Here is a 25,655-nt window from a genome sequence, read left to right as displayed (position 1 = left end):
TCAGCTGCTATCCCTGAGCAACGGACGGACGATCCGGAGGCCCGCAATGTCGATCACCCCGACGAATCACGGCTACGCCTACATCTTCGAGAACGAAGGCTCGGTGAACGTGGCGGTCTGCGCGCGCATCGAGGACGAGAAGCCTGTCGACGTCATCGCCATTCATTTCCGTACCAAGCAGATCAAGGTCGATACGGCCGTTCAGCTGACCGGGGAGCAGGGCGCCCGCTACTCGACCGCGCCCGTCGCCGTCTACGGGGAGGACCACGTGGTCCACCTCCGCAAGGTAGCCGTGGGCGAAGGGCTGACCGCGGCCGGGCTCCGGTCGTAGCCGGCGATGGGGGTGCTGCCTGCCGTCCTCAGCGCGCTGCTCGCAGCGGCCCTGCTCAGCTCGGGCGCCGGCAAGCTGGTCAGCCCGCACGGTCTGGCCGAGGCTCTCGGTGAGCTGACCGGCGCACGGAGACCGCCGCCTGTGGCCCTGGTCCGGGCGGTCGCCGCCGCGGAGATCGCGCTGGCCGTCCTGGCCGTGTTCGGCCAGGAGCACCTGCTCACCTTGCTGCTGGCGGCCCTGCTGGGAACGGGATTCGCGGTGGTGGGGGTCCTGGGACGGCTGCGGGCGAGCTCACTGCCCTGCGGCTGTTTCGGCCGGAGCGGTTCGCGGTCGTTCGGGGCCTGGAACGTGCTGGCCGGCGCCGCGATCCTGGCCTGGGCCTTGGTGCCGGCGCTGCGTGAGACCGCCTACGATCAGGCTGTCCTGCTGCTCGCGCTGAACACGGCGATGTTCGTCCCCGTCTGGGCGAACCGCCGCCATCTGATCGTCTTCGTGAGAGGGACCATGGCGCGCGAACGGACCGAAACATGATCACGGCACTGATGGTCACCCTGCTCGTGCTGCTCAGCCTGGCGGTCGTGATCCTCTTCGCGATGCTGGGCGAGCTCAACGCGCGGATCTCCGAGTCGTCCGCGGGCGGCGGGACGAGGCGCCCCGAGTCCGTGCAGCCGCTGCCCGACGCCAAGCTCGGCGCGACGGTCATCGAGTTCCCCGACGGGCTCGCCCGGCCGCCGGGCGTGCTCCTCGTCCTCAGTACGACCTGCGGGGCGTGCCAGGAACTGGCTCCCGAGGCGCGTGGCTTCTTCGCCTCCTCGGGCGTGGACCTCGTCGGCGTCGTGGTGTCGTGCGCGTCGGCCGCCTCGGGCAGGGAGTTCGTGGCGCAGTACGGGCTGGCTGACCTGCCCGGCTACGTGGACGTCTCAGGACAATTCAGCATGTCGGCGCTCGGCGTCGGCATGAGCCCGGCGGCGGTGGCGCTCTCCCCCGATGGGGTCGTGCGGTCCGCTGTGGTGTTCAGCTCCTTCAACGCCCTGTCGAGCTGGATCGCCTCCCTCGACGACCCCTCCGGCGCAGCGGGCGGCGTGAGCGTCGCGCCGGGAAAGGACCTCGTCTGATGGACGTCCCGGCGATCGTGGCACTGGCCCTGGCCGGCTTCGTCCTGCAGTACTGGAGCCCTTGAGGCCGCTCGATGGTCGGCGTGGCCGGTCCATTGTCCAGGCGGTCGCCTGGCGCAGCACGCCGCTTCATCGCGGGCTACTCCGTGGGTCTCGTGGTGGGCGGAACGGTCATCGCGCTGCTGGCCGCCGTCGTGGCGGAAGGGCTCGGGAGCGTGCTCCCGCTCCGGTGGCGCGAGGTGGCGGCGGGCACGCTGCTGGTCGGGGTGGGCGTCGCGGACGTGCTGAACCGCACTCCGCACGTGATGCGGCAGGTGCCCCAGGACTACGCGCGGGCGCTCCGGCCCGGCTGGCGCGGTGTGCTCTGGGGCGTCGACCTCGGTCTGCTGTTCACCACGCAGAAGACCACGTCGCTCATCTGGGGCGCGCTCGTGGTCACGGTGCTGCTCAACCCCATGGCGGCACCGGTGTTCCTGGTCGGGATGGTGATCGGCTCGGTGGCGGGGACGGTGATTGGGACGGCACTCAACCACGTTCCCGGCCGGGCGTTCCTGGGCGGAGAGCGGGTGTTCATCCGTACTGTACGGGCCTTGAGCGGAGTAGTGCTGATATGCCTGGGTTTGCTCCAGATCGTGTAGTGGCCGCCGCCGCCGGGCGCTGTGCCCCGGATCCAGACGGTGGCGTCGTCGTCGTGACCAGGTTCGACTGTGGCGGGCTGTGGCGGCTGCTCGCCTTCCGGATCGCGCACGCCTGGATCTCGGCGCGCATCACGCCGCGGCTCGAAGGGCTCGTCTTCATCGCGACCCGTACGGACGTGGCGGCACGCAGGGTGCTGAGCGTCACCCTCTTCCACAACCTCGGCCAGGTTTACCAGATGGGGAGGATCCCGGCGCACATCAAGGCCGCGCGGGTCACCCGCCGGTTCGGTGTCCGGACCCGCGGCGCCGTTTTCGCCAATGTCGGGGACTGGCGGACGGTGCTGTTCGACGCGGCGGCGGGGGAGCCGGTCATCGACTGACGAACTCCAGGTCGATGGAGTCCGTGTGAGAGCTCCACGCGAGGTCCAGGCGCCAGCATCCGGGGCTCGGCAGGTCGACCGCAGAAGGCCCGGGGCCGCCCTCGACGGTGATGCGCGTCGGCGCGCCCACGCCGTTCAGCCGGGCCTCGATGCGCAACGGCTCGGACGGAACCAGCGGCGCTCTGGAACGCCACAGAATTTTGTTGCCCCGGTCCGGCAGCGGTGGGCTGTAAAGCGGATAGCCGAAAAGGATGGCGAGCATGTCACCGCGGCTGCTGGAGGCATAATGCATCTCTACGCCGGGGGTGAATCCTGTCCGGGCCCAGGATGGCGGTTCGCCCTTGACGGCCCGGAACTCGCACGGCGCCGTGGTGACGGAATCGACGGCGGCCTGGGTCGGCTGTGGCCGAGTTGGAGAGCTGTCATTCATGCAGGCGGCGGAGAGAAGGAGCGTTGCAGCCACCATGACGTGGCGCGACCGCATCAAGCGGACCCCCAGAAAAGGCGGATGAAAGGAAATCACCGCCAACGTACTACAACACCGAGCGATGCCGAAGACCTCAAATCCTCATGCGCCGAGGTCCGCGGTCGTCACTGGTCGTCCTCGTAGGGGTGGGCGCGTGCGTACCAGACCCACGCGGCCAGCCCGGCGAACAGCAGGGCGATGAACGGCGACCCGGCCGCCATCATGATCAGGCAGGACGTGGAGCTGATGGCGAGCAGGACCGTGTAGGTCCGTCTGGACAGGTCGGGCGCTCGCCGGGGCAGGTGCCGCGCGTCGCTGTGGAAGGACTCGGTGAAATCCGGATCCTCGTCGCGCAGCCGGCGCTGGATCCTACGCAACTCGTCGCGTTCGCGGTCGTCGAGCACGACACACCTCCTGGGCGCTCGCGCCAGGTGCGATCTCATCTCGTATCCCACCTGAATGATTTACATCGTAGCACGATATAAAATGGATCCCATGGATGGTCACGGGGGGATTCGGGAGGCGGCGGCAGAGAGCGAGCCGCTGTCGAAGCAGGATTTCGAGGCGCTCGCCCGGTTCCGTTTCGGGATCCGCAGCTACCTGCGGTTCAGCGAGGACTCGGTGCGCGCGGCCGGCCTCGCCCCCCAGCAGTATCAGCTCATGCTGGCGCTGAAAGGGTTCCCCGGCCGCGACTGGGCGACCGTGCGGGAGCTGGCCGAACGGCTGCTCCTGCGTCACCACAGCGTGGTCGAGCTGGTCAGCCGCGCCCAGCGGCAGGGCCTCGTACGCCGGAGCGCCCACCCCGACGACGGCCGGGCGGTCCGCGTGCTGCTGACCGCCGAGGGGGAGCGGGTCCTGGCTCTGCTGAGCGCCCTGCACCGCGACGAGCTGCGCCGCATCGACACCATGCTCACCCCGCCGACCTGGGACGCTAGCGGGTGACCAGGGACCACGCCCACCGGCCGGCCCCGGCGCGGGTCACTCGCCGGCGGCCCAGACGGCCTCGAACGCGGCCCCGTCGATCTCGGTCAGGTCCCAGATGTCGAGCGGCTGGTCGGTGAGGAACCCGTGCTCGTCCTGCGGGTGGCGCCACCAGTAGCGGCGTAGCCGCCGGGCCCCGTCGATCTCCGCCTGCCGGATCGCCCAGTGTTCGCCGTCGCCCTCGACGCTCTCGAACAGCCACACCCCGCCGCGCTCGTCGTCGCCGCGCCAGTAACGCCGCGGCCGCTCCGACTCGCTCAGCTCTTTGACCAGGGACCGGCGGAGATCAGGATGCACGCCGCCCACTTTAGGGGAACGCCCTCAGCGGTCGACGATCTCGTTCTTGCCGATCACGACCACGCCGCTCCGGGTCAGGGCGAAGCGGGTGCGGTCGTACTCCAGGTCGAAGCCGATGCGGGCGCCGTCGGGGATGACGACGTTCTTGTCGATGATGGCCTTGCGGACGATCGCGCCCCGGCCGACCTTGACGTTCTCCATCAGCACCGAGTCCTCCACCAGCGAGTGGGAGTGGAGGACGACCTTGGGCGACAGGATCGACCGGACGGCCGTGCCGCCCGAGACGATCACGCCGGGGGAGACCAGCGACTCCAGGGCGCGCCCGACCCGGTCGCCGTCGTTGTGCACGAACTTGGCCGGCGGCAGCGGGTCGTGACCGGTGTGGATGGGCCACTTGTCGTTGTAGAGATTGAAGATCGGGTGGGCCGAGATGAGGTCCATGTGGGCCTCGTAGTAGGCGTCGAGCGTGCCGACGTCGCGCCAGTAGCCGCGGTCGCGCTCGGTGGAGCCCGGCACCATGTTGTGGGCGAAGTCGTAGACGTCGGCCCCGCCCGACTTGACCATCATCGGGATGATGTTGCCGCCCAGGTCGTGTCTGCTGGTCGGGTCGAGCGCGTCCTCGCGCAGCGCGTCGATCATCGCCTGGGTCTTGAACACGTAGTTGCCCATCGAGGCGTAGACCTCGTCGGGGGAGTCGGCCAGGCCCACCGCGTCCTTGGGCTTCTCGCGGAAGGCCACGATGCGCTTGCCCTGCGGGTCGGTCTCGATCACGCCGAACTGGTCGGCCAGCGACAGCGGCTGGCGGATCGCCGCCACGGTCACGTCGGCGCCCGACTGCTCGTGCTGCTCGACCATCTGCCGGGGATCCATCCGGTAGATGTGGTCGGCGCCGAACACGATCACGTGCTCGGGCATCTCGTCGTAGATCAGGTTGAGGTTCTGGAAGAGGGCGTCGGCCGACCCCGAGAACCAGCGCGGCCCGAGCCGCTGCTGCGCGGGCACCGGGGTGACGTAGTTGCCCAGCATGGCCGAGAGCCGCCAGGTGCGGGAGATGTGGCGGTCCAGGCTGTGGTTCTTGTACTGGGTCAGCACGACGATCTTCAGGTAGTCGCCGTTGGCCAGGTTGGACAGCACGAAGTCGATCAGCCGATACATCCCGCCGAACGGCACAGCCGGTTTCGCCCGGTCCGCCGTGAGAGGCATCAGCCTCTTTCCCTCTCCACCCGCCAGCACGACCGCAAGCACCCTCCGGGACCTCATGTCCAGGACGCTACCCCCAATCGGCGCATCTATCGACGTAACTCTGTCCGGCCCTCTCCCGAGGTGTCCGGAGTGATCCCTCTATGTGCCGCCATCAGCGCACCGGTTGTTTCCCGCTCGCGCGCCTGTCAGCGTGTCCGGACGCCCGCGATTCCTCGTAAAGTCGAGTCATGCGAGTGGATCTGCTCAGCCGCGAATACCCGCCGGAGGTCTACGGCGGCGCGGGCGTGCACATGGAGTACCTCTCCCGCGAGCTGCGGGAGCTCGCCGACGTGCGGGTGCGGTGCTTCGGCGCCGCCAGGGAGGAGCCCGGGGTGTCGGCCTACCGGACGCCCGCCGGGCTGGCCGGCGCGAACGCCGCGCTCCAGGTGCTCGGCGTCGACCTGGAGATCGCCGCGGCCTGCGAGGGCGCCGACCTGGTCCATTCGCACACCTGGTACGCCAACTTCGCCGGGCACGCCGCCAAGCTCCTCCACGGCATCCCGCACGTGGTCACCACGCACAGCCTGGAGCCGCTGCGCCCGTGGAAGGCCGAGCAGTTGGGCGGCGGCTACGCGATCTCCTCGTGGGCCGAGCGCACCGCCCTGGAGGCCGCCGACGCGGTGGTCTCGGTGTCGGCCGGCATGCGCCGCGACGTGCTGGCCGCCTACCCGCGGATCGACCCGGCCAAGGTGAGCGTGATCCACAACGGCATCGACACCGCCGAGTACGCCCCGGACCAGGACCATCAGATCCTGAAAAAGTACGGCATCGACCGCGATCGACCGTACGTCATCTTCGTCGGCCGGATCACCCGCCAGAAAGGCCTGGTCCACCTTCTGCACGCGGCGCGGTCCTTCGCCCCCGACGCGCAGCTCGTGCTCTGCGCGGGCGCGCCCGACACGCCGGAGATCGCCGCCGAGGTGGCCGGGCTGGTGCGCGGCCTCGACCGCAAGGGCGTGTTCTGGATCTCCGAGATGCTGCCCAAGCCCGAGGTGATCCAGCTGCTCACGCACGCCTCGGTATTCGTCTGCCCGTCGGTCTACGAGCCCATGGGCATCGTCAACCTGGAGGCCATGGCCTGCGAGACCGCCGTGGTCGCGACGACCACCGGCGGCATCCCCGAGGTGGTCGCCGACGGTGAGACGGGCCTGCTCGTACCGATCGACCAGGGCCCCGACGGCACTCCGCACGACCCCGAGCGGTTCGCCGCCGACCTCGCCGGGCGGGTGAACACGCTGCTGGAGGACCCGGCGCGGGCCCGCGCGATGGGGCTGGCCGGACGGGCGCGGGCCGTCGAACACTTCTCCTGGCCCGCGATCGCCCGCCGCACGATGGAGCTGTACGCGTCACTTATGTGACGTAGGTCTCATTTGGGCCTTGTCCTGCCCGCCGTACGGGATCACCCTGAACGGCAGGAGGCAGAGATGACGCATCCCCTCGGAGTCAGCCGCCCGGACCTCGAAGTCACCGATCTGCCGACGCCGGAGGAGGTCTTCAAGGTCCCCCGGATCGGCAAGGTAGAGCTGTTCAAGTTCGCCGTGGGGCCCAGCCTGATCGCCCTCGGCATCTCCATCGGCAGCGGCGAATGGCTGCTCGGCCCGCTCAGCGTCGGTCAGTACGGCTTCGTCGGCGTCGGCTGGGTCATCCTGGTCTCGGCCGTGCTCCAGACGTTCTACAACGTCGAGTGCGCCCGCTACGTGACGGCCACCGGCGAGACCCCGGTGGTCGGCTGGGGGAGGGTGCCGCCGGGCTGGAAGCTGTGGGTCCCGCTGTCGGTGTTCATCGTCATCTTCGCATTCATCGCCGGCGGCTGGGCCGCCTCCGCGGGGCAGGGCGTGTACGCGCTCGTCCACGGCGACATCCCGCCCGCCGGGGCCGAGGAGCCCCGGCTGTGGGCCATCGCGCTGCTCGTGCTGGTCTTCCTGATCACCGCGGCGGCCCGGCGGGTCAGCCGCGCCCTGGAGCTGGCCAACTGGATCATGGTCGGCTCCATCCTGGTCGCCCTGCTGCTCATCGACCTGTTCGTGGTGCCGTGGGAGCTGTGGTGGGAGGGCATCAGGGGCTTCTTCACCCCGGCCGCGCCGCCCGCCGGGATCACCGCCACCCAGCTCGGCGGCCTGGCCGGCTTCACCGCCCTGGCCTCCGGACTGAACTGGTACGTGATGGGCCACTACCGCGACAAGGGCTACGGCATGGGCCACCGCGCCGGTTACATCGCCGGCCTGCGCGGCGGCCGGCAGGAGATCCTGGCCAGCGGCGTCACCTTCCCCGACGACGAGCGCAACCGGGGGCTGTGGCGGCGGTGGTACCGGCTGATCATGGTCGACATGTGGGGCGTGTTCTTCGTCGGCGCCATGCTCGGCATGCTCCTGCCGACGATCCTCATGGCGCACGCGGTCAACCTGTCGGGACAGCAGCCCACCCGGGCGACGGTGCCGACCTTCGTCGCCGCCGCGCTCGGGGACGAGTACGGGCAGGCGATGTTCGTCCTCGCGCTGATCCTGGGCGTGCTCATCCTGTTCAGCACGCAGCTGGGGATCTTCGAGGCGATGGTGCGGGTCACCACCGACGCCGCCCATGCCACCAGCCCCAGGCTGCGCAGGCTCATCGAGGGCGACCCGCGGCGCTTCTACTACCCGTTCATGATCGTGCTGCTGATCGTGATCGCCGTCGTCATCCACCTGTCACTGCCGGTGGCGCTGGTGGAGTGGTCGGCGAACATGTCGAACCTCGGCGCGCTGATCTACCCGTTCATGCTCATGTATCTCAACAGCAAGCTGCCCAAGCCGGCGCGGGCGCGCTGGTGGCACCACGTCATCCTGGTGCTCAACTTCCTGTTCTTCGGGTTCTTCTTCGTGAACTTCATCGCGGACTTCGTCGGGGAGCCGCTGGTGACGTTCTGATCAGCGCTGGGGCTCCAGGACCACCACCGGGATCTTGCGGTCGGTCTTCTTGGTGTACTCGTCGTAGTCGGGCCACGTGGCGGTCATCAGCCGCCACAGCTCCGGTCGCTCCTCGTCGGTGGCGGTGCGGGCGCGCGCCTTGAACCGGTCGCTCCTGACCTGCACCTCGACCTCGGGGTCGGCGGCCAGGTTCTTGTACCAGTCGGGATGCGACGGGTCGCCGCCCTTGGAGGCGACCACCACGAAGTCGTCGCCGTGCGGCTGGTAGATGAGCGGCGTCGTGTACGGCTCGCCGGATTTGCGGCCCTTCGTGGTGAGCAGGAGGGTCGTGGTGCCGTTCCAGTCGTGTCCTTCGGCGCCGCCGGTCTCGCGGTAGCGCCGGACGTGTTCCTTGCCATAGAGCATGCCCAGGCACCTACCCCGGCGCGCCCGGCACTCACCCGGGCACGCCGGGGCCTGTACGAGATGTTGACCTCGTTCGTGGCGTTCGCCCCATCGGCCAGGCTCGCGGCGGTTCGTCCGGAACGGTGCTGTACGTGAAGGACGGGCTGATGAGAGCCTAGGCCCCATGAAAGATCCGGCCAGGGTGCTCGCTGCCCGAATCGAGGAGTTCGAGCGGGCGGCGGACCCCCGGCTGGTGCTGGACGACGCGGCGCTGGACGACGCCGAGGACGCCATGCTGGCCTGCGACGGCGGGCCACGCGACGCCGCCGTCTGGCGGCTGGCCGGGGTGCTCCACCTGGCCCGCTACCGGCTCGCCCCCGAGGAGGACGGCGAGGCGGCCGTGGCAGGCGTGTTCTTCGCCGCCGTCGCCGTACTCGACCCCGACGGGCTGCCGGAACGGCTGCGCGGGACGCACGTCCCGGCCTCCGCCACCGCCGAGACCTGGGCGGAGCTGGCGGAGCAGGTCTTCCGCCACGTGGACGTGGACGCGTACCCGCACGTGGGCCTGCTCCTGCACGCCATACTCCGCCGCGCGCTCGCCACGCCCACGGCGGAGGTGTGTGACCGGCTCGGGCAGGTGCTGCTGGAGCAGGCCCTTGACATGCCCGCACCAGCCTGGGCCGCCGAGGCGCTGGCCATCCTGGGCAACGGCCTGGTGCGGCTGTACCGGACGGCCGGCGACGGCGGCGCGCTCGACGACGCGGTGCACGCCCTGTTCCGGGCCGCGCTCGCCGGCCCAGGCCACGTGACGGACCTGGCGGCGGCGCTCGGACACGCGCTGGCCGGCGACACCCCCCTGATCAGGGCGTACCTCCTGGCCGCCGGCCGCCCTCCAGGACCGGAACGCTCCGCGGCGCTCCTGGACCTCCTCTTCCTGGCCTCCACCCGCGCCGCCGCGTCCTGCGCCGACGCCGACCTGCTGGCGCTGCTGCGGGTGGGCCAGGCCTGCCTCGACCACTGGCACGAGGCCGGCGCGCACCCGGCGGTCCTGTCCCGCTACGGCACGGCCCTGGTGGAGTGGTACGTGGTCACGGGCGACCTCCGCTCCCTCGAAGCCGGCCGCGACATGCTCGCCGCCCTACCCCCCGCTCCGGCCACCCCGCCGACCCACCCGGTGCCTCCCGCCCATCCCGCATCCCATCCGCACGACCCGGCATCCCCAGCCCCGCTGGATGCCCCGGAAACCGCCCCGAGACCGGACCGTTCCGCGACCCAGCCTATGGGCCTTCCAGGTCCGTACGGTCACGCCGGCGCCTTGCCGGTGGATTCAGTGGACCTCCCGGGTTCGTACGGTCACAGCGCCGCTTGGCCGGTGGATTCGCTGAGCCATCCGGGTTCGTACGGTCACAGCGACGGCTGGCCGGAGGATCCGGCGAGCCATCCGGGATCGTACGGCTACGCCGCCGCCTGGTCGGTGGGCCTTTCCGGTTCGTACGGTCACACCGCCGCCTGGCCGGAGGATTCGGGACCATCGGCGCTGGGGAACGCCGCCGCCAGGCTGGACGACGCGGCGACCCGCCTCGACCTGCTCGGCCGCCGCCGCTGGCGGCGCTACCGGGGGAGCGGCGACCTGGCTGACCTGGAGATCGCCGTACAGACCCTGCGGCAGGCGGTGGTACGCGCACCAGAGGGACATCCGGAACGGCCCGCGTTCCTCACCGGCCTGGCCGGGGCCCTCCTCCACCGCGCCACACGAACAGGAGACGCCCGCACCGCCATCACCGCCGCCCGCGCCGCCGTCGCGGCCTGCCCAGGCCGCCACCCCCAGCGCCCCCGAGCCCTCCTCCTGCTCGGCCAAGCCCTACGCCTGGACCTCACCGCGCACACCGCCGCCGAGGCCGTGACAACCCTCCGGAAGGCACTCGCGGCGCATACGGACCCGCGCTTCCAGGCGGAAGCGCACACAGTCCTCTCCGACGTACTACGCCACCGCGCCACCCTCGTCGGCGCAGCCCAGCAGGTACGCGAACCCGCCGAGCCGGACGTGACGGTGCAGACGACCGGGCGCCCTGCGGATTGGGACGCTGAGGCCCTGGCGGGACGCCGGCCGGCCGCCTGGGACGAGGCGGTGCAGGCCGCCGGGCGCCCTGCGGATTGGGACGCTGAGGCCCTGGTAGGACGCCAGCCCGCCGATTGGGACGCTGCGGCCCCGGCGGGACGCCGACCCGCCGATTGGGATGCCGTGGAGGCGGTCGAGCGCCCTGCGGACTGGGATCCTGCGGCTCGGGAGGTACGCGGACCCGCCGAGTCGGGTGTGGCGGTGCAGGCGGCCGGGCGCTCTGCGGACTGGGATGGTTCGATCCAGCCGGCTCGCAGCTCCGCCGACGCGGGGGGTGCCGTTCAGGCGGCCCGTCAGATCGCGGACCTGGACGCTGCCGTTCAGGCGGCTCGCAAAGCCGCAGAGCTGGCTTACCTCGCCACCGGAACCACCGCGCCTCCGTCCGGCCCTCGCTCAGCAGTACCACTGCCTGGCGAACCACTGGCATCGCAGACGGTAACCCCGAGGGACCCGTTCGGCGGCTTGCCTTCGGCGCAAGGCACCCCGGCGAGTGCGGCGCGAGAGCCGTCGCCTCGGCCACGCACCCCCGAAGCACCGCCGCCCACGGGGGCGGGAGCGTCGCCCGTACCGCTTGCGCTGGTCAAGGGGTTGCTGGTGCGGTTCACCGTACGAGGTGACGAGCAGGACCTGGTCGAGGCGCTGGAACTCGCCGGGAACGTGCCCGGCGGCGATCCCGAGCTCACCTCGCTGCTCCGCCTGGCGCTCGGCACCCTGACAGGGACGCCGGACAAGCCGCTGGCCGAGGCAGCGACCCGGCTCGCCATGGTCTGCGACGACGAGGCAACCACCCGAGACCTGCTCCGCCTCGGCGAACGCCACGCCAAGGCAGCCAGAGACTCCCGAACCGGCGGCCAGACCAACACCCCGGGCGCATCGCAGTCACGAGCCACCACCGATACCAGCACAACCACCGACGTTGCCGGTACCGCCGACATCTCCGCCGGAACCGAGGGCGTCGCCAGAACGGACGACAGCGACAGTTCCGTCGACACCACTGCTACTGCCCACGTCGCTGGAGCCGGAGGCGTTTCCCGGACCCACGACGGCGCTGTTTCCGGGACCGACGACGGCGCCGGTTCCTGGAACGTCGCCGGAACCGCCGGACCCCCCGACGTCGTCACCGACCCCGCCGATGTCACCGCCAGCCCCCCCGAGGTCATCCCTGGCCCCGCCGACGTCATTGCCGGACCCACTTACGTCGCCGTCAGAAGCGGGGACGAGGCCGGAACCGGCGACAGCGCCGATCCCGGTCGCGCTGCCGGGATCGGCGGGAGAGCCGCGGAGGAAGGCCCCGGCGACGAACGCAAGAAGGTACGCGCCGCGACGTATCTGGTGAGGGCCGCAACGGGCCTGGCCGGACGTGGGCGCCGGAGAATGGCGATCGAACTGCTGGAGCGGGCCGGAAGGGCCTTCGCCGAGGCGGGTGAACCGGTCCAGGCAGCCGACACGTACTCCAGGATCGGGAACGAGCACGAGGAACTCGGCGCCTGGGAGGCCGCGTTACGGGCGTTCGAACACGCCGCCGACGGCTACGGAGCCCTCGGACACCCCCGGGAGGAGGCGGCTCAGCGGGCCGCCATGGGGAACGCCTGCGCCCAAGCAGGGGAGCCACGCCGGGCCGCCGCCTGCTACCGGCGGGCCGCCGAACTGTGCCGGGAAGCGGGCCTGCACGCGGACGAGGCCACGTACCAGGAAAGGGCCGCCGCGGCGTACCTCGACGCGGGCGACCGGGCGGAGGCGCTGGAACGTGCGGGCCGCGCCCGCGAGCTGCACCTGACCCGCGGCGACGCCGAGCGGGCGGCGCGGGCGCTCATCCCGGGCGCGCGGGCCGGCGCCGAGCTGGGCCACCTGCCCGCCGCGGCCGAGCTGATCAGCACCTGCGCGTCCGAGCTGGAGGCCATCGGCAAGTGGGACGACGCCTGCCAGGCGCTGGACGGGCACGCGGTGCTGCTGTACGAGCTCGGGCACGCGGATCACGCGGCGGCGTGCGAGGCCGCCATCGTGGACGTGGTCCGGCGGCGCGGCCAGCGGCGCGAGGCCGCCGACGAGTGGTACCACATCGCCCGCCGCCGTCTCTCCCGCGCCGACGTGCCCGGGGCCAGGCGGGCGTTCGAGCGGGCCGAGCGCGCCTACAACCAGCTCGGCCACCGGGACGGGGTCGCCGCCGTGCGCTACCACCTCGGCGTGATCGGATTCACCGGCGCCGGGATGGAACAGGCCACCCAGGACTTCGGGACGGCCGCCGAGGCGTTCGCGGCCCCCGAACGCGTGGCCGCCGCCCGTACGATGCGCGCCGCCTGCCTGGTTGAGCTGGGCCGCTGCGACGAGGCCTCGGCCGAACTGGACCTGGCGATGCGCCCCGCCGTGGCGGAAGGCGACATCGGCGCCCTGTTCTCCATCGCCCTGGTACGCGCCACCGCCGACCTCCGCACCGGCCACCCGGACGAAGCACTCGACCGGCTCCGAGCCGCCCTCGGCCTGGCAGCGGGCGACCCCCTGAGGGAAGCGGTAGTCCACGAACGCCTCGCGGTAGTCCACGCACACAACCGCCCAGCGCCAAAGCACCGCCCAGCCCAAGTCGGCCAGCATCCCCCCACAGGTTCCGGGAGTGGTCCGGCGGCGGGGGAGCGTCCGTCGCTCGGTTCGGCGGGGGACCAGGCAGCCGCAGCGGGGGATGAGCGTCCGCCGGTGATTTCTGGCGGTGGCGCGGCGGCGGGGGAGCGTCCGTCGGTCGGTTCTGCGGTGGACCGTGCAGTGGGGGTGGGGGGACGTCTGCCGGTGGGGCCCGGAGGTGGGCCGGTCGCCGGGGTGGGCGGGCTGGGGGAGCGGGGGGAGGGTGGCTGGGGGGCTGCTCGTGCGGGGGGATCGGCGGCTGTGGTGGAGCATCTGGGGCTGGCCGCCGACGGCTTCCGCGCGACCGGGCACGCTGGTCTGGCCGCGCTCACCTCGTTGCGTCTCGGCTTCGCGCTGGAGGAGCGGGGCGACCTGCGCCGGGCGAGGAAGGCGCTGGAAGAGGGGCTCAGTGGCGCGGTGACCGGGCCTACGGGGGACGCACCGTACGAGGTGATCCCGGTCGGGGGAGCGGAACCGGCCGTGCTGGTGCGGCTGGCCGAGCTGCAGTTCGCGGCTGGGGAGGTCGCGCGGGGGCGGGCGGCGCTGGCGCAGGCGCTGGCCACGGTGCGGCGCGGCGGCGTGGACCCGGAGCTGGCCGAACGGCTGGCCGAGCGCGTACGCATCGAGGAGGCCGAGGCGGCAGGCGATCTGTCCGGGGCGCTCGCGCTGGCACGGCAGGCGGCCGGCGCCGCCGCCGACCCGCGCCGCCGCTCCGGGCTGCTGGCCAAGCTGTGCGCGCTGGCGCTGGAGGCGGACGACCCTGAGGCCGCGTACGAGTACGCGAAGCATGGGTGCGACCTGCGTGACGGCCTGCTGAGCGAGCACCTGCGCGGGCGTGGCGCCGCCGCGCTCGCGCTGGGGCGCACGGCCGAGGCGATCGGTCACCTGGCGGAGTCCGTCCGGCTGGCGCGCGAGTCCGGGCAGGCGATGCCGGTGCGGCTGGTGGCCGCGCTCGGGGCGCTCGGCGCGGCGCTGGCGGAGGACCGGCGCTGGTCGCACGCCGGGGCGGTGCTCGCCGAGGCGCTCGCCCTCGCCGCCGGGCCCGCCTGGCGCGGCATGCGGGCGTCTCTGCTCGCGGTACGGGCGAGAACGCGCTTCCGCCAGGGAGACGTGGACGAGGCCGCAACTCTCTACCAGGAGGCGCTGGCGCTCGGGGAGGCCGTCGGCGACGACGCGACCGTGGCCACCGTGTGCGGGGAACTGGCCCCCGTGCACGCGGCCAGAGGAGAACGCGACGGCGCGGCACGGCTCGCCGAACGGGCCCTGGACATCGACCGGGCGCGCGGACGGCAGCGGGCCGTCGTGCGCGACCTGATCGCGCTGGGCCGGCTGGGCGACGTCGACCGCCTGGCCGAGGCGCTGTCGCTGGCGCAGCGGATCGGCTTCGGCGAGGGCCAGGCCGTGGCGCTGGCCGAACTCGGCGCTCTGGACCTGCGCGCCGGCCGGTTCACCGCCGCCCGCGCCCGCGCCTCAGCAGCCATCGACCTCCTCGAAGCCGGCACCCAGCCAACAACGGGGAACGTTCAGCGGCCGGCGCCGTTCAGCGGCGGCACCCTGCGACCGACTGCCGCCGCCGGCGGACAGCCGCCGGAGCCGAGCGTCGGCGGCCTACACCAGCGGGAACCGGTTGGCGATGAGCCGCAGGGATCCGGGCCGGTTGTCGAGGGCGCGCAGCAGTCGGATGGTGAGGTGCAGAGTTCGGCCGTCGAGGGCGCAGGGCGGTCGGACTTGGCTGCAGGTGAGCAGCAGAGGTCGGTTGTCGAGGGCGCGCAGCAGTCGGATGGTGAGGTGCAGAGTTCGGCCGTCGAGAGCGCGGGGCGGTCGGACGTGGTTGCAGCTGAGCCCCAAGGGTCGGTTGCCGGGGGTGTGGGCCGGTCGGGTCTGGGTGGGCAGGGGCCAGGGGCGGCTGTGGGTGGGGTGTTGTGGTCGGATGGGGACGACGGCGGGGGGCGCGTGCCGGGGCTCGGCGGGGCGCATCGGGCGGAGCTGGCCGCCGCGTATGCGACCAGGGCCGCGGCAGGCGAGGAGCTGGGTGAGCTGGCGGCCGCACTGGCGGACGCCGAGCGGGCCGGTGAGCTGGACGACACGGGTTCGGCGGCGGCCGAGCGGCTCCGCTCCAGGGCGGTGGGGCTGGCCGTCCGTCTGGGGTGCGGGGCCAGGGCCTGGGCGCATGCGGAACGGGCCAAGGAGACGCTGCTCGGGCTGGAGGAGAACGTCGCGCGGGCCATCGGCGTCGACCCGGGCCGGCTCCTGGACCTGCTGCCGGAAGGAAGCGGCGTCGTCGCGTTCCACACCGGCGAGGCGCTCGTCAGCGTGGTGGCGCACCGTGCGGGATGGGCGAGGCCGCGCGCGTTCGCCACCTCGGCAGGGCCGGAGCTGCTGGCCGAGTTCGCCGCGACGGCGAGGGCCGGCGACGGCGGGCGGCGGCGGGCCGAGCTGTGGCGGGTGGTCGCCGACCTGCTGCTCGGCGAGGCGATCGAGGCGCTCGGCGACGATCTCGACGTGCTGTATCTGCTGCCGCACGGCGACTTGCACGGGCTGCCGCTGCACGCGCTCGCTCCGGGTGGGCGGCTGCTGCTGGACCGCTACGCCGTGGCGTACGCGCCGTCGGCGGCCGCGCTGGCCCGGCAGGCGCTGCGCCGCGCCGGTCACGGCGGCCGGACGCTGGTGGCGGGCCAGGGCGAGGACGCGGCCGCCGTCGCCGCGGTGCTGGGCAGCCCGCCGGTCACCGCGGCCGCCCGCGATCTGGAAGGCGTCTGGGACACCGTGCACCTGGCCTGCCCGGCCTGCTACGACGGCGCCGACCCGTACGGCTCGGGGATCCGCCTTCCCGGCGGGCTGCTGAACGCCCGCGCGCTCATGGACCTGCGGATCGAGGCCCGGCTCGTCGCCGTGAGCGGCTGCGAGCCGACACCCGGCGGCGCGGGCGTGACAGCGCTCGGGCACGCCCTGCTGCGCGCGGGCGCCGCCGCCGCGCTGCTGCCGCAGTGGCCGGCGCACCCCGAGGTGGCGCGGGAGCTGCTGCCGTCCTTCCACGCCCGGCTGGCCGCCGCCGGCCCGGGCAGGGCGCTCAGGGCGGCGATGCTGGAGTCACGCGAGCTGTACGGGTCGTCGCGCCCGGACCTGTGGGCCCCGTACACCCTGATAGGACTGGCCGCCTGAAGGGCCACGACAAGCAGGCCGGGCCGTCAGAGGTAAGGCCGCGCGACCGTCACCAGCTCGGCCGGGGCGTCGCGGGTGTCGACGTGGAGCGCCGTCTCGGGGGTGCGCTCGCGGACGTCGCGGTCGCGGATGGCGAACACGGCGGGCGGCGCGCCGGCGTCGCCGTAGCGGACCGAGACGGCCGCGCCGATCGCCGTGCGCAGGTCGGCCACCACCTCACGGACCGGATGCGCGTCTCCCGAGACCGCCAGGTGGCCCAGCATGCCGGCGAAGCGCGACTCGGTCTCGGCGGCGGGCCGCTGCCCCGGCAGCACCGGGCGGTCGAGCCAGAACACCTTGCCCGACAGGAAGGCGTCGTAGCCGAGCGTCCGCGCCGCGCCGGCGACCAGCTCGCCGAACTCCGCCAGCTCGGCCCGGGGCGGCAGGTCGGTGGTGACGAACAGGGGCACGATCAGCGAGTCGAGCATGGGCCATCCCTCCGTGAGGAGGCTCATGGTAGGGCCCGCCACCGACAATTCCCCGCGCCGACACCCGCCGTCTCAGCCGTCAGCCGCGTCGGCCAGCCTGCGCGCCAGCACCCGCAGGTGCGCCGCCAGCTCGGGCGGCTCGCGCACCTCGAAGGCCATCCCCAGTGACACCAGCCAGAACGCCAGCTCGTCCAGCGAGTTGGAGCCGCTGGTCAGCAGGCAACCGCCCCCGTCGAGCGGCTCCACGGCGGCCACCGACGGCGGCATGCGCGCCACGACCGCCTCCGCCGGCGCGTGCACGATGACCTGGCACCGGTAACGGTACGGCGCGCTGGAGATCCTGTGTGAGGTGTAGGCCGCCAGGTCGTCGGCAGGCGGCTCCCGAGGCGTGAACCGCGGCCCGTTCGGCGTGCGCAGCCGCAGCCGGTCGACCCGGAACACCCGCCAGTCGTCCCGCCCGGGGTCGAACGCCACCAGATACCAGCGCCGTCCTGACACCACCAGCCGGTGCGGCTCCACCAGCCGCTCCGTGACCGTCCCGTCCCCGGCCCGGTAGTCGAAGCGCAGGCCCTCGTGGTCGCGGCAGGCGGCCGCGATGGCCGACAGCGTGCCCGCCTCGACCGCGGGCGCGCCGCCGGTCAGCGGCACGGTCATCGACTGCAGCGCGTTCACCCGGTGGCGCAGCCGCGACGGCAGCACCCGCTCCAGCTTGGCCAGCGCCCGCACCGAGGTCTCCTCGATGCCCGCCACGCCGCCCTGCGCGGCCGTGCGCAGCCCGACGGCCACCGCCACCGCCTCCTCGTCGTCGAGCAGCAGCGGCGGCAGGTCGCTGCCCGCGCCGAGCCGGTAACCGGGCACCCCGGCCGACGCGTGCACCTGGTAGCCCAGCTCCCGCAGCCGCTCCACGTCGCGGCGCACCGTACGGGCCGAGACGCCGAGCCGCCCGGCCAGCTCCGCGCCGGGCCAGTCGCGCCGCGTCTGCAGCAGGGACAGCAGTTTCAGCAGTCGAGCCGAGGTCTCCAGCACACCTAGGACCGTACCTGTCCTAACCGGCTTCTAGCGTGGGCGTCATGGACAACGACATCAGGCCCTTCCGCATCGACGTCCCGCAGGCCGACCTGGACGACCTGCGCGAGCGCCTCGCCCGTACCCGCTGGCCCGACGAGCTGGACGGCGCCGGCTGGTCGTACGGGGTGCCTGTCCCGTACGCGCGAGCACTCGCCGAGTACTGGCGCACCGGCTACGACTGGCGCGCGCACGAGGCGGCGCTCAACGCGTTCCCGCAGTTCACCACCGAGATCGACGGGCAGAACGTGCACTTCCTGCACGTGCGCTCACCCGAGCGGGACGCGCTGCCCCTGCTGGTCACGCACGGCTGGCCGGGGTCGGTGGCCGAGTTCATGAAGGTCGTCGGCCCGCTCACCGACCCCCGCGCGCACGGCGGCGACCCGGCCGACGCGTTCCACGTCGTCGCCCCGTCCCTCCCCGGCTTCGGCTTCTCCGGGCCCACCCGCGAGCGCGGCTGGGACATGGCCAGGGTCGCGGCGGCGTGGAAGGAACTGATGCGCCGGCTCGGCTACGGGCGGTACGGCGCGCACGGCGGCGACACCGGCGCCGTCATCTCCCCGATGGTCGGCAGGCTCGACCCGGAACGGGTCGTCGGGGTGCACGTCAACGGCGGGCTCGGGTTCCCGAGCGGGGATCCGGCCGAGCTGGAGGGCCTGACCGAGGCCGAGCGGGCCCGTCTGGCCGTCTACGGCGACCAGGACGGCTCCGGCTACGCGATGATCCAGTCCACCCGGCCGCAGACGCTCGCGTACGGCCTGCACGACTCCCCGGCAGGGCAGCTCGCCTGGATCGCCGAGAAGTTCAAGGAGTGGACCGACCCGGCCCGCGAGCTGCCCGAGGACGCGGTGGACCGCGACCAGCTCCTCACCAACATCAGCATTTACTGGCTCACCGGGACCGCGGGCTCCTCGGCCCGGCTGTACAAGGAGAGCGCCGCGTCCTGGGGCCGCGGGCAGGAGCCGTCGGCGCTCCCGCACGGGGTGGCCGTCTTCCCCGGCGACCCCGGGGTCCGCCGCGTCGCCGAACGCGAGCACAAGATCGTGCACTGGTCGGAGTTCGACCGCGGCGGGCACTTCGCCGCGATGGAGGCGCCCGGCCTGCTGGTGGGGGACGTCCGGGCGTTCTTCGGGCTGGTCCGCTGAGTCAGCGGCCGCGCCACTCGTCCTCGATCGCGGCGTGGATCACCGAGTCGCGCCAGCCGTCGGGGGCGGCCACGTGGTGACGCAGGCGACCCTCCTCGACCATGCCCGCCGTCAGCATGGCCAGCTGGGCGGGCAGGTTGGCGGGGGCCCGCGCGCCCCAGATGCGGTGCAGGCCGAGCTGCTTGAAGCCGAAGGTCAGCAGCAGCCGCACCAGGTCGGTGCCCATGCCCCGGCCCCAGTGGTCGGGGCGCAGGCCGAGGCCGATCTCGGCGCAGTGCGGGCGTTCGGCGTCGATGTGCAGCCGGGCCACGCCGATCACGCTCCGGTCGTGGGCGTCGAGCACGGCCAGCGCGTACAGGCGACGCGGCTTCTCGGCGGCGGCCGCCACCGCCTCCCGCACGACCTCGGCCACCTGCCCGACCGTGCGGGGCGGGAACGGCATGTGCTGGGTGGCCGCCGGATCTCCGTAGATCGCGTGCAGTGGCGCGGCATCCGACTCGGTGACCTCACGAAGCCACAAACGCTCACCTTTGCACACGACCTCGCACATGGGCCGACGGTAACGCTACTTGAGTGATCTCTACAAGCCCTTGTCAAGTGGCCAGTTGACTGCCGTAAGCGCGGGCGACAAGTTCGGCGATCATGCTGTGCGCGCCGATCGGCTCCGCGTGGCCGGCGCCGATCGCCTCCGCCGCGCGTCGCCCCAGGTCAGCCGGGGCCTCGTGGCCGATCACACACGGCGAGAGCGCCAGCCGCTGGGCGCCGGCCGCGCGCAGCCGGTCCGCGGCCACGGCGACTCCGGGCTCGCTGTCAAGCGAGGCGGCCACCACCGGGAGCGTCAGCCGGGAGGCCAGCAGCACCGCGGTCGCCTGTGCCGCGTGCACGGCCTGCTCGCCGCCGGTCGTGCCGAGGATGACCGCGTCGACGGGGCTGTGGACGTTGAGCAGGCGCACCCGGTCGGCCCTGGCCAGGCCGCGTTCGGCCAGCTTGATGTGGAGCGCCTCGGCCAGCAGCGGGTGCGGGCCGAGCGCGCCCGTCACGACGGCGCCCGAGCCGCTGTCGGCGACGGCCCGGCCGATCTGGCCGAGGACGGCCGGATCGTCCCAGGTGAGCAGGGGCACCACGATCGCGTCCCGGCCCTCCGGCAGCGCCGGGGCCAGCTCGTCCACGGTGGTGAGCCGTACCTCGATCTGGGGGTTGTCGACGCGCACCACGGCGGCGATGTCCGCCGCCACGCCGGTGGCGCTGCCGGGCGCGGCGAGCACGAGTACGGGCGCGTCCGGCGGGAGGGACGTGGGGACCGGCCGCCGGTGCCGGCCGCCGCCCGGGCGGGGGGAACGTTCACGTACAGGGAGGCTCACAGGCGCGCAGTTTATGCGTAAACGGTCGATCAGGTTCTGGGAATCGGCGGCGATTGCGTTACAACGTGCGAAATGGTGACCGAGATCACATCGTGACGCTCGTGAGCGTTGACTTGCGCGCGTTCACCAGCAAACTGTGGATCTACTAGAAACGCGTTCTAGAGCGACCTTTTGTCCCGCTCGTGCCCCGGAGGTTGGGGATGAAGCCGTTCTACGTCCGCGAGCTCAGCGTCTATCCCGTCGGCGCCCGCCGCGTCCGCCTGCTCGCCATCGCGGTGCTCGCCAGCCTGGTGGCCAACTTCGAGACCACGATCGCCACCATCCTGCCGCTGCTGATGACCGACCTCGGCATGTCGCTGGAGGAGTACGGGCTCATCGCGGCGCTCTCGGTGCTGGTGGGCGGGGTGTCCGCCGGGTTCGGCGGCATCCTGTCGGACCGGTGGGGACGGGTCGCCATCCTGGTGCCCACGCTCACCGTCACCGCCGCCTGCAACTTCCTGCTCGCCACCGTCGACTCGGTGAGCGGGCTGCTCGCGGTCCGCTGCCTGATGCTGTTCATCGAGGGCGCGGGCATCACCATCACCGCCTCGCTGGTGCGCGACTTCTCGCCCCGGATGGGACGGGCGCAGGCGTTCGCGTTCTGGACCTGGGGCCCGGTCGGCGCCTCGTTCCTGGCCTCCGCGCTGGCGAGCCTGACGCTGCCGCTGTTCGGCAACGCCTGGCAGTCGCAGGCCATCCTCATGGGCGTCGTCTCGCTCACCCTCTGCGCGATCATCATCTGGCAGATCGCCGAGCCGTCCGCCGCGCTGCGGGCCCAGGTCATGGACGCCGAGGCGGAGGTGAGCGCCGCGGAGAAGATCGACCCGGGCAAGCTGAGAGAGCTGTTCCGGCACCCGCACCTGTGGGCGCACGTGCTCGGCAACACCGGCTGGCAGGTGCTCTACTGGACCTTCGCCATCTTCGGCCAGACGATCCTGGTCACCGCGTTCGGCATGGCCGCGGCGGCCGCCAACGGCGTGGTCGCGCTCGGCATCGTGCTCAACGCGCTGGCCGTCATCGCGGTCGGCCGGATCTCCGACCGGCTGCGGCTGCGCAAGCCGTTCACCGCCGCCGGGACCGTGCTGACCATCGCCGCGCTGGCCTACTTCATCGGCCTGGTCGGCGCCGGCGCCTCGGCCACCCACGTGGTGGTCGTGTACGCGCTGCTGTTCCTGGCCCTGGGCATCGCGTACGTGCCGTGGATGGCCAACTTCTCCGAGAACGCCGAGGACGTGGACGCCCGCCTGCAGGGCTCCGCGCTCGGGCTGTGGGGGATGGTCGTCCGCGTCATGATCGTGGCGATGCTGGTGGTCTCGCCGCAGGTCGTCGCCGCGGCCGGCTGGGAGACGTGGCTGATGGTCGGGCTGGGCGGCCAGGTGCTGTTCCTGCTGACCCTGGCCGCCTTCAAGGGCCCGTGGCTCACCCGTGCCCCTGTTCCGGGCGAGCCCCGGGCCTAGCGCGTGGGCACGACGACCGCGTCCTGGTTCCCCGGGGCGTAGACGGTGATGCCCTGGGGGAGTGACTTCAGCTTGTCGATCTCGGCGCAGGCGGGGCACTTGTCGTAGCCGTCCTGCCTGGCCTGGTTGGCCCTGGCCTCCGCCTCGGCCTGCGCGACTCTCGCCTGCGCCTCGGAGACGGCGGCGCCGGCCGCCAGCGAGCGGTCCACCGACTTCTGCACCTCGGCCGGGAGCGTGATCCGCGACAGTGAGAAGGTCATGCCGGTGAAGAACGCGCCGCCGAGCGTGCGCGGCAGGTCGCGGGCGAGCGCGGCGTTCACCCCGTCCTGCACCGCCCTGATGTTCGTGTTGCTGTCGCGCGGCTTCAGCGCCGAGCTCTCCAGCAGCGCGCACGACGGCACCAGCTCGGCGCAGCGCCGGGCGCCCACCTCGGTGCGCAGCGCGTTGTCGATCACCGGCCGGACCGCCTGGCCGAAGAACGCGGTCCACCCCTCGTCGCCCTCCCACGCGTACAGGAAGGAGTCGTCCTGGCCGCGGAAGGTACGGGTGCCGTACTTGTCGTCGAAGGTCTTCAGCGTCGCCGGATCCAGGTTGAGCGTGAAGTACAGGGTGCCCTCGACGCCCAGGTTCACGCCGTCGCCGCTGGGCACCGTCACCACGTCCACGCCCAGCGTGGTGGCGCGCCTGGCGTCCGCGGTGATCGTGTAGAAGCGCTGCTGCGCCGGGTACGGGTGCACCGACGACCACAGGCCGGCCCAGTTCAGGCCGGAGCCGGGCGCGATGACCTCGCGCACCTGGTTGTCGTCGAACCAGCCGCCGTCGCGGACCACGGCCACCTCGCCGGCGTCGGTCCTCTCCAGGCCCCCGACGAGTCCGACGAGCGACGGCACGCAGATCAGCGCGGCGATCACGAGCAGGGCGGTTCGCATGGTCGTCCTTCCCTCCGCGGGCGGCGGTGGCAGCCGCCGCCCGCGGCTCTCGCGGCAACTCCAGGAGGGGCGGTCTCAGGTGCGCTGCGGCATCGGCTCGGCGGCCAGGTCCAGGTCCCGCGTCTCCGGCGCGATGGCCAGGCCCAGGGCGGTGATCGCCAGCGCGATCACCACGTACACCGACACCGCGAGCGTGGTGCCGAACGTGTCGACGAGCTTGATCGCGATGACCGGGGCGAGCGCGCCGCCCGCGATGCCGGCCACCTGGTAGCCCATCGAGGCCCCGCTGTAGCGCAGCCGGGTGCTGAACAGCTCGGCGATGAACGCCGCCTGCGGCCCGTACATCGCCGCGTGGGTGACGAGCGCGACCACGGCGGCCACGATGATCAGGAACGTGGACCGGGTCTCCAGCAGCGGGAAGAACGCGAACACCCAGACCGCGGCGCCCACGACGCCGGCGAAGTACACGGGGCGCCTCCCGTACCGGTCCGAGAGCGAGCCGAACAGCGGGATCAGCCCGAGCTGCAGCGCCGAGGCGATCAGCACCGCGTTCAGCCCCACCTGCCGGTCCAGCCCCAGCGGGCCGGTCAGGTAGACCAGGATGTACGCGGTGAAGGTGTAGAAGGCGACGTCCACGCCGATCCGGGCGGTGAAGGCCGACAGCAGCGCGCGCGGGTGCGTGCGCAGCACCTCCAGCAGTGGCATCCGCGCCTTGGCGCCCTTCTGCTCGACCTCGGCGAACAGCGGCGACTCGGTGATCTTCAGGCGCACCCACAGGCCGACGAGGACCAGCAGCCCCGACAGCAGGAACGGCACCCGCCAGCCCCATGACATGAACGCGGCGTCGGGGAGCGTGAACGACAGGATCGCGAGCAGGCCGGTGGCCAGCACGTATCCCGCCGGGACGCCGACCTGGGGCCAGCTCGCGTTGAATCCGCGGCGGCGCGGGTCGCCGTGCTCCAGCGACATGATCACGGCGCCGCCCCACTCGCCGCCGAGCCCGAGCCCCTGCACGAACCGGAGCGTGGCGAGCAAGACAGGCGCCAGCACGCCCAGCGTGTCGTATCCGGGCAGCACGCCGATGAGGAACGTCGAGACGCCCATCACGAGCAGCGTCACCACCAGCACCGTCTTGCGCCCGGTGCGGTCGCCGAAGTGGCCGAACACGATCCCGCCCAGCGGCCGGGCGACGAACGCCACCGCGTTCGTGGTCAGGGCCAGCAGGGTCGCGTTCAGCGGGTCGAAGGTAGGGAAGAACAGCTTGCCGAAGACCAGCGTGGCGGCGGTCGTGTACAGGAAGAAGTCGTACCACTCCAGCGATGTGCCGATCAGGCTGGCGAGGATCACCCGCCGGGATTGGGGGGTGGAGCCGGACATCGATCGCTCCTTCGTTCAGAGGGTCACCGTTTCAACGTAAGGATCGTTGAACGATTCGACAAGAGGTTTGTTCGATGATTTCCTGTTGCCTGTGGACGACGCAGTAGCCGGCCTCGCACAAGACCGATCCCGCCTCGGGCGCAGCAGCACCGCCGAGCGGGTCGCCGACATCCTGCGCGACCGGATCATCGAAGGCCTCTTCATGCCCGGCCAGCGCCTGTCGGAGGAGTCGATCTGCGAGGCCCTCGGCGTCTCGCGCAACACGCTGCGCGAGGCGTTCCGGCTGCTCAGCCACGAACGGCTGCTCGACCACCGGCTCAACAGGGGCGTGTTCGTCCGCGTGCTGTCGGCCGAGGACGTCTCCGACCTCTACCGCGTGCGCCGGGTGCTCGAAGGCGCGGCCGTCCGCCGCCCCCCGACGCCGCAGGCGCTGGCGCAGATCAGCGAGGCGATGACCGACGCCGAGCGGGCCGCCGAGGCCGGCGACTGGCGGGCCGTCGGCACCGCCAACATCCGTTACCACCAGGCCCTCGTCACCCTCAACCAGAGCCCCAGGCTCGACGAGGCGATGCGCCAGCTCCTGGCCGAGCTGCGCCTGGTCTTCCACGTGATGGAGAACCCGCGCGACTTCCACGAGCCGTTCCTCGACCGCAACCGCGAGCTGCTCAAGCTCATCGAGGCCGGCGAGCCCGACCGCGCCGCCGCCTATCTCGACGGCTATCTCGACCACGCCGAGCAGCTCCTGCTCCGCGCCTACGAGCCGAACCGCTAACGTTCCCGGCTATGGACAGGCTCTTCTCCGTCGCCGAGGCGCGCTCGCTGATGCCGCGGATCCTCGCCGAGGCCCGCGAGCTCATCGCCGCCCGCGCCGACCTCGCCGAGATCACCTACGACCGCGACACCGGCGGCGTCTCCCCGCTCGGCGGGCTGCCCGAGATCAAGGGCATCGAGGCGGGCATGCAGGAGATCCTGTCCCGCTGGGCCGGCCTGGGCCTGGAGGTGAAGGGCATCGCGCCCGTGCTGCTCGACTTCCCCGCCGTGCTCGACGGCGCGTCCGTACGGCTGTGCTGGATCGAGGGCGAGCCGGAGCTGGGCTGGTACCACCGCTCGGAGCTCGGTTTCCCCGGCCGCCGGCCGTTGCCCCGAACGTGACGCATCCGTGATCCGCGGGTACGGCCCGCCGG

Annotated in this window: 24 protein-coding genes; 13 read left to right on the top strand and 11 right to left on the bottom strand. The window is 72.4% G+C overall.

The genetic code is table 11. The features are described 5' to 3' along the window. Positions 1–46 precede the first annotated feature (46 nt). The 5 genes from AB0K05_RS25850 (at position 47) to AB0K05_RS25830 (ending at position 2,464) form a co-directional block, all read left to right on the top strand. A complete protein-coding gene (locus AB0K05_RS25850) occupies positions 47–331 on the top strand; it encodes a hypothetical protein (RefSeq protein ID WP_364232318.1) in 285 nt (94 codons plus the stop codon). 6 nt (positions 332–337) lie between these two features. Further along, positions 338–862 carry a MauE/DoxX family redox-associated membrane protein gene (locus AB0K05_RS25845; RefSeq protein WP_148030686.1) on the top strand — a complete coding sequence of 175 codons (525 nt, stop codon included), beginning with the start codon at positions 338–340 and terminating at the stop codon, positions 860–862. Continuing rightward, the gene (locus tag AB0K05_RS25840; RefSeq protein WP_271277414.1) at positions 859–1,446 is read left to right on the top strand and encodes a hypothetical protein; all 588 of its coding nucleotides are present in this window, start codon (positions 859–861) and stop codon (positions 1,444–1,446) included. The genes AB0K05_RS25845 and AB0K05_RS25840 overlap by 4 nt, the downstream gene beginning before the upstream one ends. A 155-nt stretch (positions 1,447–1,601) precedes the next feature. After that, a complete protein-coding gene (locus tag AB0K05_RS25835) occupies positions 1,602–2,084 on the top strand; it encodes a hypothetical protein (protein WP_148030688.1) in 483 nt (160 codons plus the stop codon). Positions 2,085–2,137: 53 nt separating this feature from the next. Next, the gene (locus AB0K05_RS25830; RefSeq protein WP_148030689.1) at positions 2,138–2,464 is read left to right on the top strand and encodes a hypothetical protein; all 327 of its coding nucleotides are present in this window, start codon (positions 2,138–2,140) and stop codon (positions 2,462–2,464) included. On the opposite strand, the gene AB0K05_RS25825 is transcribed toward AB0K05_RS25830, so the two are convergent. Together AB0K05_RS25825 and AB0K05_RS25820 are read right to left on the bottom strand one after the other, a co-directional pair. Beyond that, positions 2,454–2,993 (bottom strand): hypothetical protein, encoded by a 540-nt coding sequence (locus AB0K05_RS25825; RefSeq protein WP_271277413.1) that lies wholly within the window; start codon positions 2,991–2,993, stop codon positions 2,454–2,456. The two genes, AB0K05_RS25830 and AB0K05_RS25825, sit on opposite strands and share 11 nt — an antisense overlap. A 62-nt stretch (positions 2,994–3,055) precedes the next feature. Then, complete coding sequence (locus AB0K05_RS25820) at positions 3,056–3,334, bottom strand: DUF3040 domain-containing protein (RefSeq protein ID WP_364232314.1); 279 nt, start codon at positions 3,332–3,334, stop codon at positions 3,056–3,058. A 91-nt stretch (positions 3,335–3,425) separates the two neighbouring features. Between AB0K05_RS25820 and AB0K05_RS25815 the strand changes: the two genes are divergently transcribed. Further along, the gene (locus AB0K05_RS25815) at positions 3,426–3,872 is read left to right on the top strand and encodes a MarR family winged helix-turn-helix transcriptional regulator (protein ID WP_271277411.1); all 447 of its coding nucleotides are present in this window, start codon (positions 3,426–3,428) and stop codon (positions 3,870–3,872) included. A 36-nt stretch (positions 3,873–3,908) separates the two neighbouring features. Here AB0K05_RS25815 and AB0K05_RS25810 read toward each other — a convergent pair whose 3' ends face one another. Together AB0K05_RS25810 and glgC are read right to left on the bottom strand one after the other, a co-directional pair. Further along, a complete protein-coding gene (locus AB0K05_RS25810) occupies positions 3,909–4,208 on the bottom strand; it encodes a hypothetical protein (protein ID WP_271277410.1) in 300 nt (99 codons plus the stop codon). Positions 4,209–4,232: 24 nt separating this feature from the next. Further along, positions 4,233–5,468 carry a glucose-1-phosphate adenylyltransferase gene (gene glgC, locus AB0K05_RS25805; RefSeq protein WP_148030694.1) on the bottom strand — a complete coding sequence of 412 codons (1,236 nt, stop codon included), beginning with the start codon at positions 5,466–5,468 and terminating at the stop codon, positions 4,233–4,235. A gap of 170 nt (positions 5,469–5,638) precedes the next feature. Between glgC and glgA the strand changes: the two genes are divergently transcribed. Then, the gene (gene glgA / locus AB0K05_RS25800) at positions 5,639–6,808 is read left to right on the top strand and encodes a glycogen synthase (protein WP_271277408.1); all 1,170 of its coding nucleotides are present in this window, start codon (positions 5,639–5,641) and stop codon (positions 6,806–6,808) included. A gap of 66 nt (positions 6,809–6,874) precedes the next feature. Continuing rightward, positions 6,875–8,353: an Nramp family divalent metal transporter gene (locus AB0K05_RS25795; RefSeq protein ID WP_219547525.1), complete on the top strand. Its 1,479-nt coding sequence runs from the start codon at positions 6,875–6,877 to the stop codon at positions 8,351–8,353. Here the strand turns inward: AB0K05_RS25795 and AB0K05_RS25790 are convergent, their stop codons facing one another. Continuing rightward, positions 8,354–8,758 carry a nitroreductase family deazaflavin-dependent oxidoreductase gene (locus tag AB0K05_RS25790; RefSeq protein WP_148030697.1) on the bottom strand — a complete coding sequence of 135 codons (405 nt, stop codon included), beginning with the start codon at positions 8,756–8,758 and terminating at the stop codon, positions 8,354–8,356. 163 nt (positions 8,759–8,921) lie between these two features. Here AB0K05_RS25790 and AB0K05_RS25785 point away from each other — a divergent pair, with 163 nt between their 5' ends. Continuing rightward, the gene (locus AB0K05_RS25785; RefSeq protein WP_364232308.1) at positions 8,922–16,631 is read left to right on the top strand and encodes a CHAT domain-containing protein; all 7,710 of its coding nucleotides are present in this window, start codon (positions 8,922–8,924) and stop codon (positions 16,629–16,631) included. 26 nt (positions 16,632–16,657) lie between these two features. Here AB0K05_RS25785 and AB0K05_RS25780 read toward each other — a convergent pair whose 3' ends face one another. After that, positions 16,658–17,098 carry a hypothetical protein gene (locus tag AB0K05_RS25780; RefSeq protein WP_219548301.1) on the bottom strand — a complete coding sequence of 147 codons (441 nt, stop codon included), beginning with the start codon at positions 17,096–17,098 and terminating at the stop codon, positions 16,658–16,660. A gap of 72 nt (positions 17,099–17,170) precedes the next feature. Continuing rightward, entirely contained in the window at positions 17,171–18,124 is a 954-nt protein-coding gene (locus tag AB0K05_RS25775) for a YafY family protein (RefSeq protein ID WP_364232306.1), read from the bottom strand. Positions 18,125–18,168: 44 nt separating this feature from the next. Between AB0K05_RS25775 and AB0K05_RS25770 the strand changes: the two genes are divergently transcribed. Beyond that, positions 18,169–19,308 carry an epoxide hydrolase family protein gene (locus tag AB0K05_RS25770; RefSeq protein ID WP_364232303.1) on the top strand — a complete coding sequence of 380 codons (1,140 nt, stop codon included), beginning with the start codon at positions 18,169–18,171 and terminating at the stop codon, positions 19,306–19,308. Position 19,309: 1 nt separating this feature from the next. On the opposite strand, the gene AB0K05_RS25765 is transcribed toward AB0K05_RS25770, so the two are convergent. Next, the gene (locus tag AB0K05_RS25765; protein WP_271280357.1) at positions 19,310–19,828 is read right to left on the bottom strand and encodes a GNAT family protein; all 519 of its coding nucleotides are present in this window, start codon (positions 19,826–19,828) and stop codon (positions 19,310–19,312) included. 73 nt (positions 19,829–19,901) lie between these two features. Continuing rightward, positions 19,902–20,669, bottom strand: a complete 768-nt coding sequence (locus tag AB0K05_RS25760; RefSeq protein ID WP_148030703.1) for a hypothetical protein — start codon at positions 20,667–20,669, stop codon at positions 19,902–19,904. A 200-nt stretch (positions 20,670–20,869) separates the two neighbouring features. On the opposite strand from AB0K05_RS25760, the gene AB0K05_RS25755 reads away from it, so the two are divergent. After that, the gene (locus tag AB0K05_RS25755) at positions 20,870–22,165 is read left to right on the top strand and encodes an MFS transporter (protein WP_364232299.1); all 1,296 of its coding nucleotides are present in this window, start codon (positions 20,870–20,872) and stop codon (positions 22,163–22,165) included. Here AB0K05_RS25755 and AB0K05_RS25750 read toward each other — a convergent pair. Next, entirely contained in the window at positions 22,162–23,094 is a 933-nt protein-coding gene (locus AB0K05_RS25750) for an SPFH domain-containing protein (protein WP_364232297.1), read from the bottom strand. The genes AB0K05_RS25755 and AB0K05_RS25750 overlap by 4 nt on opposite strands. Positions 23,095–23,169: 75 nt before the next feature. After that, positions 23,170–24,471 (bottom strand): MFS transporter, encoded by a 1,302-nt coding sequence (locus AB0K05_RS25745; protein WP_271279269.1) that lies wholly within the window; start codon positions 24,469–24,471, stop codon positions 23,170–23,172. Positions 24,472–24,562: 91 nt separating this feature from the next. On the opposite strand from AB0K05_RS25745, the gene AB0K05_RS25740 reads away from it, so the two are divergent. Together AB0K05_RS25740 and AB0K05_RS25735 are read left to right on the top strand one after the other, a co-directional pair. Then, on the top strand, positions 24,563–25,243 hold the full coding sequence (locus AB0K05_RS25740) for a GntR family transcriptional regulator (RefSeq protein ID WP_315970604.1): 681 nt from the start codon (positions 24,563–24,565) through the stop codon (positions 25,241–25,243). 11 nt (positions 25,244–25,254) lie between these two features. Next, positions 25,255–25,623 carry a DUF2203 domain-containing protein gene (locus tag AB0K05_RS25735; RefSeq protein ID WP_219548285.1) on the top strand — a complete coding sequence of 123 codons (369 nt, stop codon included), beginning with the start codon at positions 25,255–25,257 and terminating at the stop codon, positions 25,621–25,623. Positions 25,624–25,655 lie beyond the last annotated feature (32 nt).

Origin of the sequence: Nonomuraea sp. NPDC049486, from assembly GCF_040676925.1 — a bacterium.
Lineage (GTDB): Bacteria > Actinomycetota > Actinomycetes > Streptosporangiales > Streptosporangiaceae > Nonomuraea > Nonomuraea ferruginea.
The sequence above is the reverse complement of the archived record's forward strand: the minus strand, read 5'-3'. Positions and strand labels throughout refer to the sequence as shown.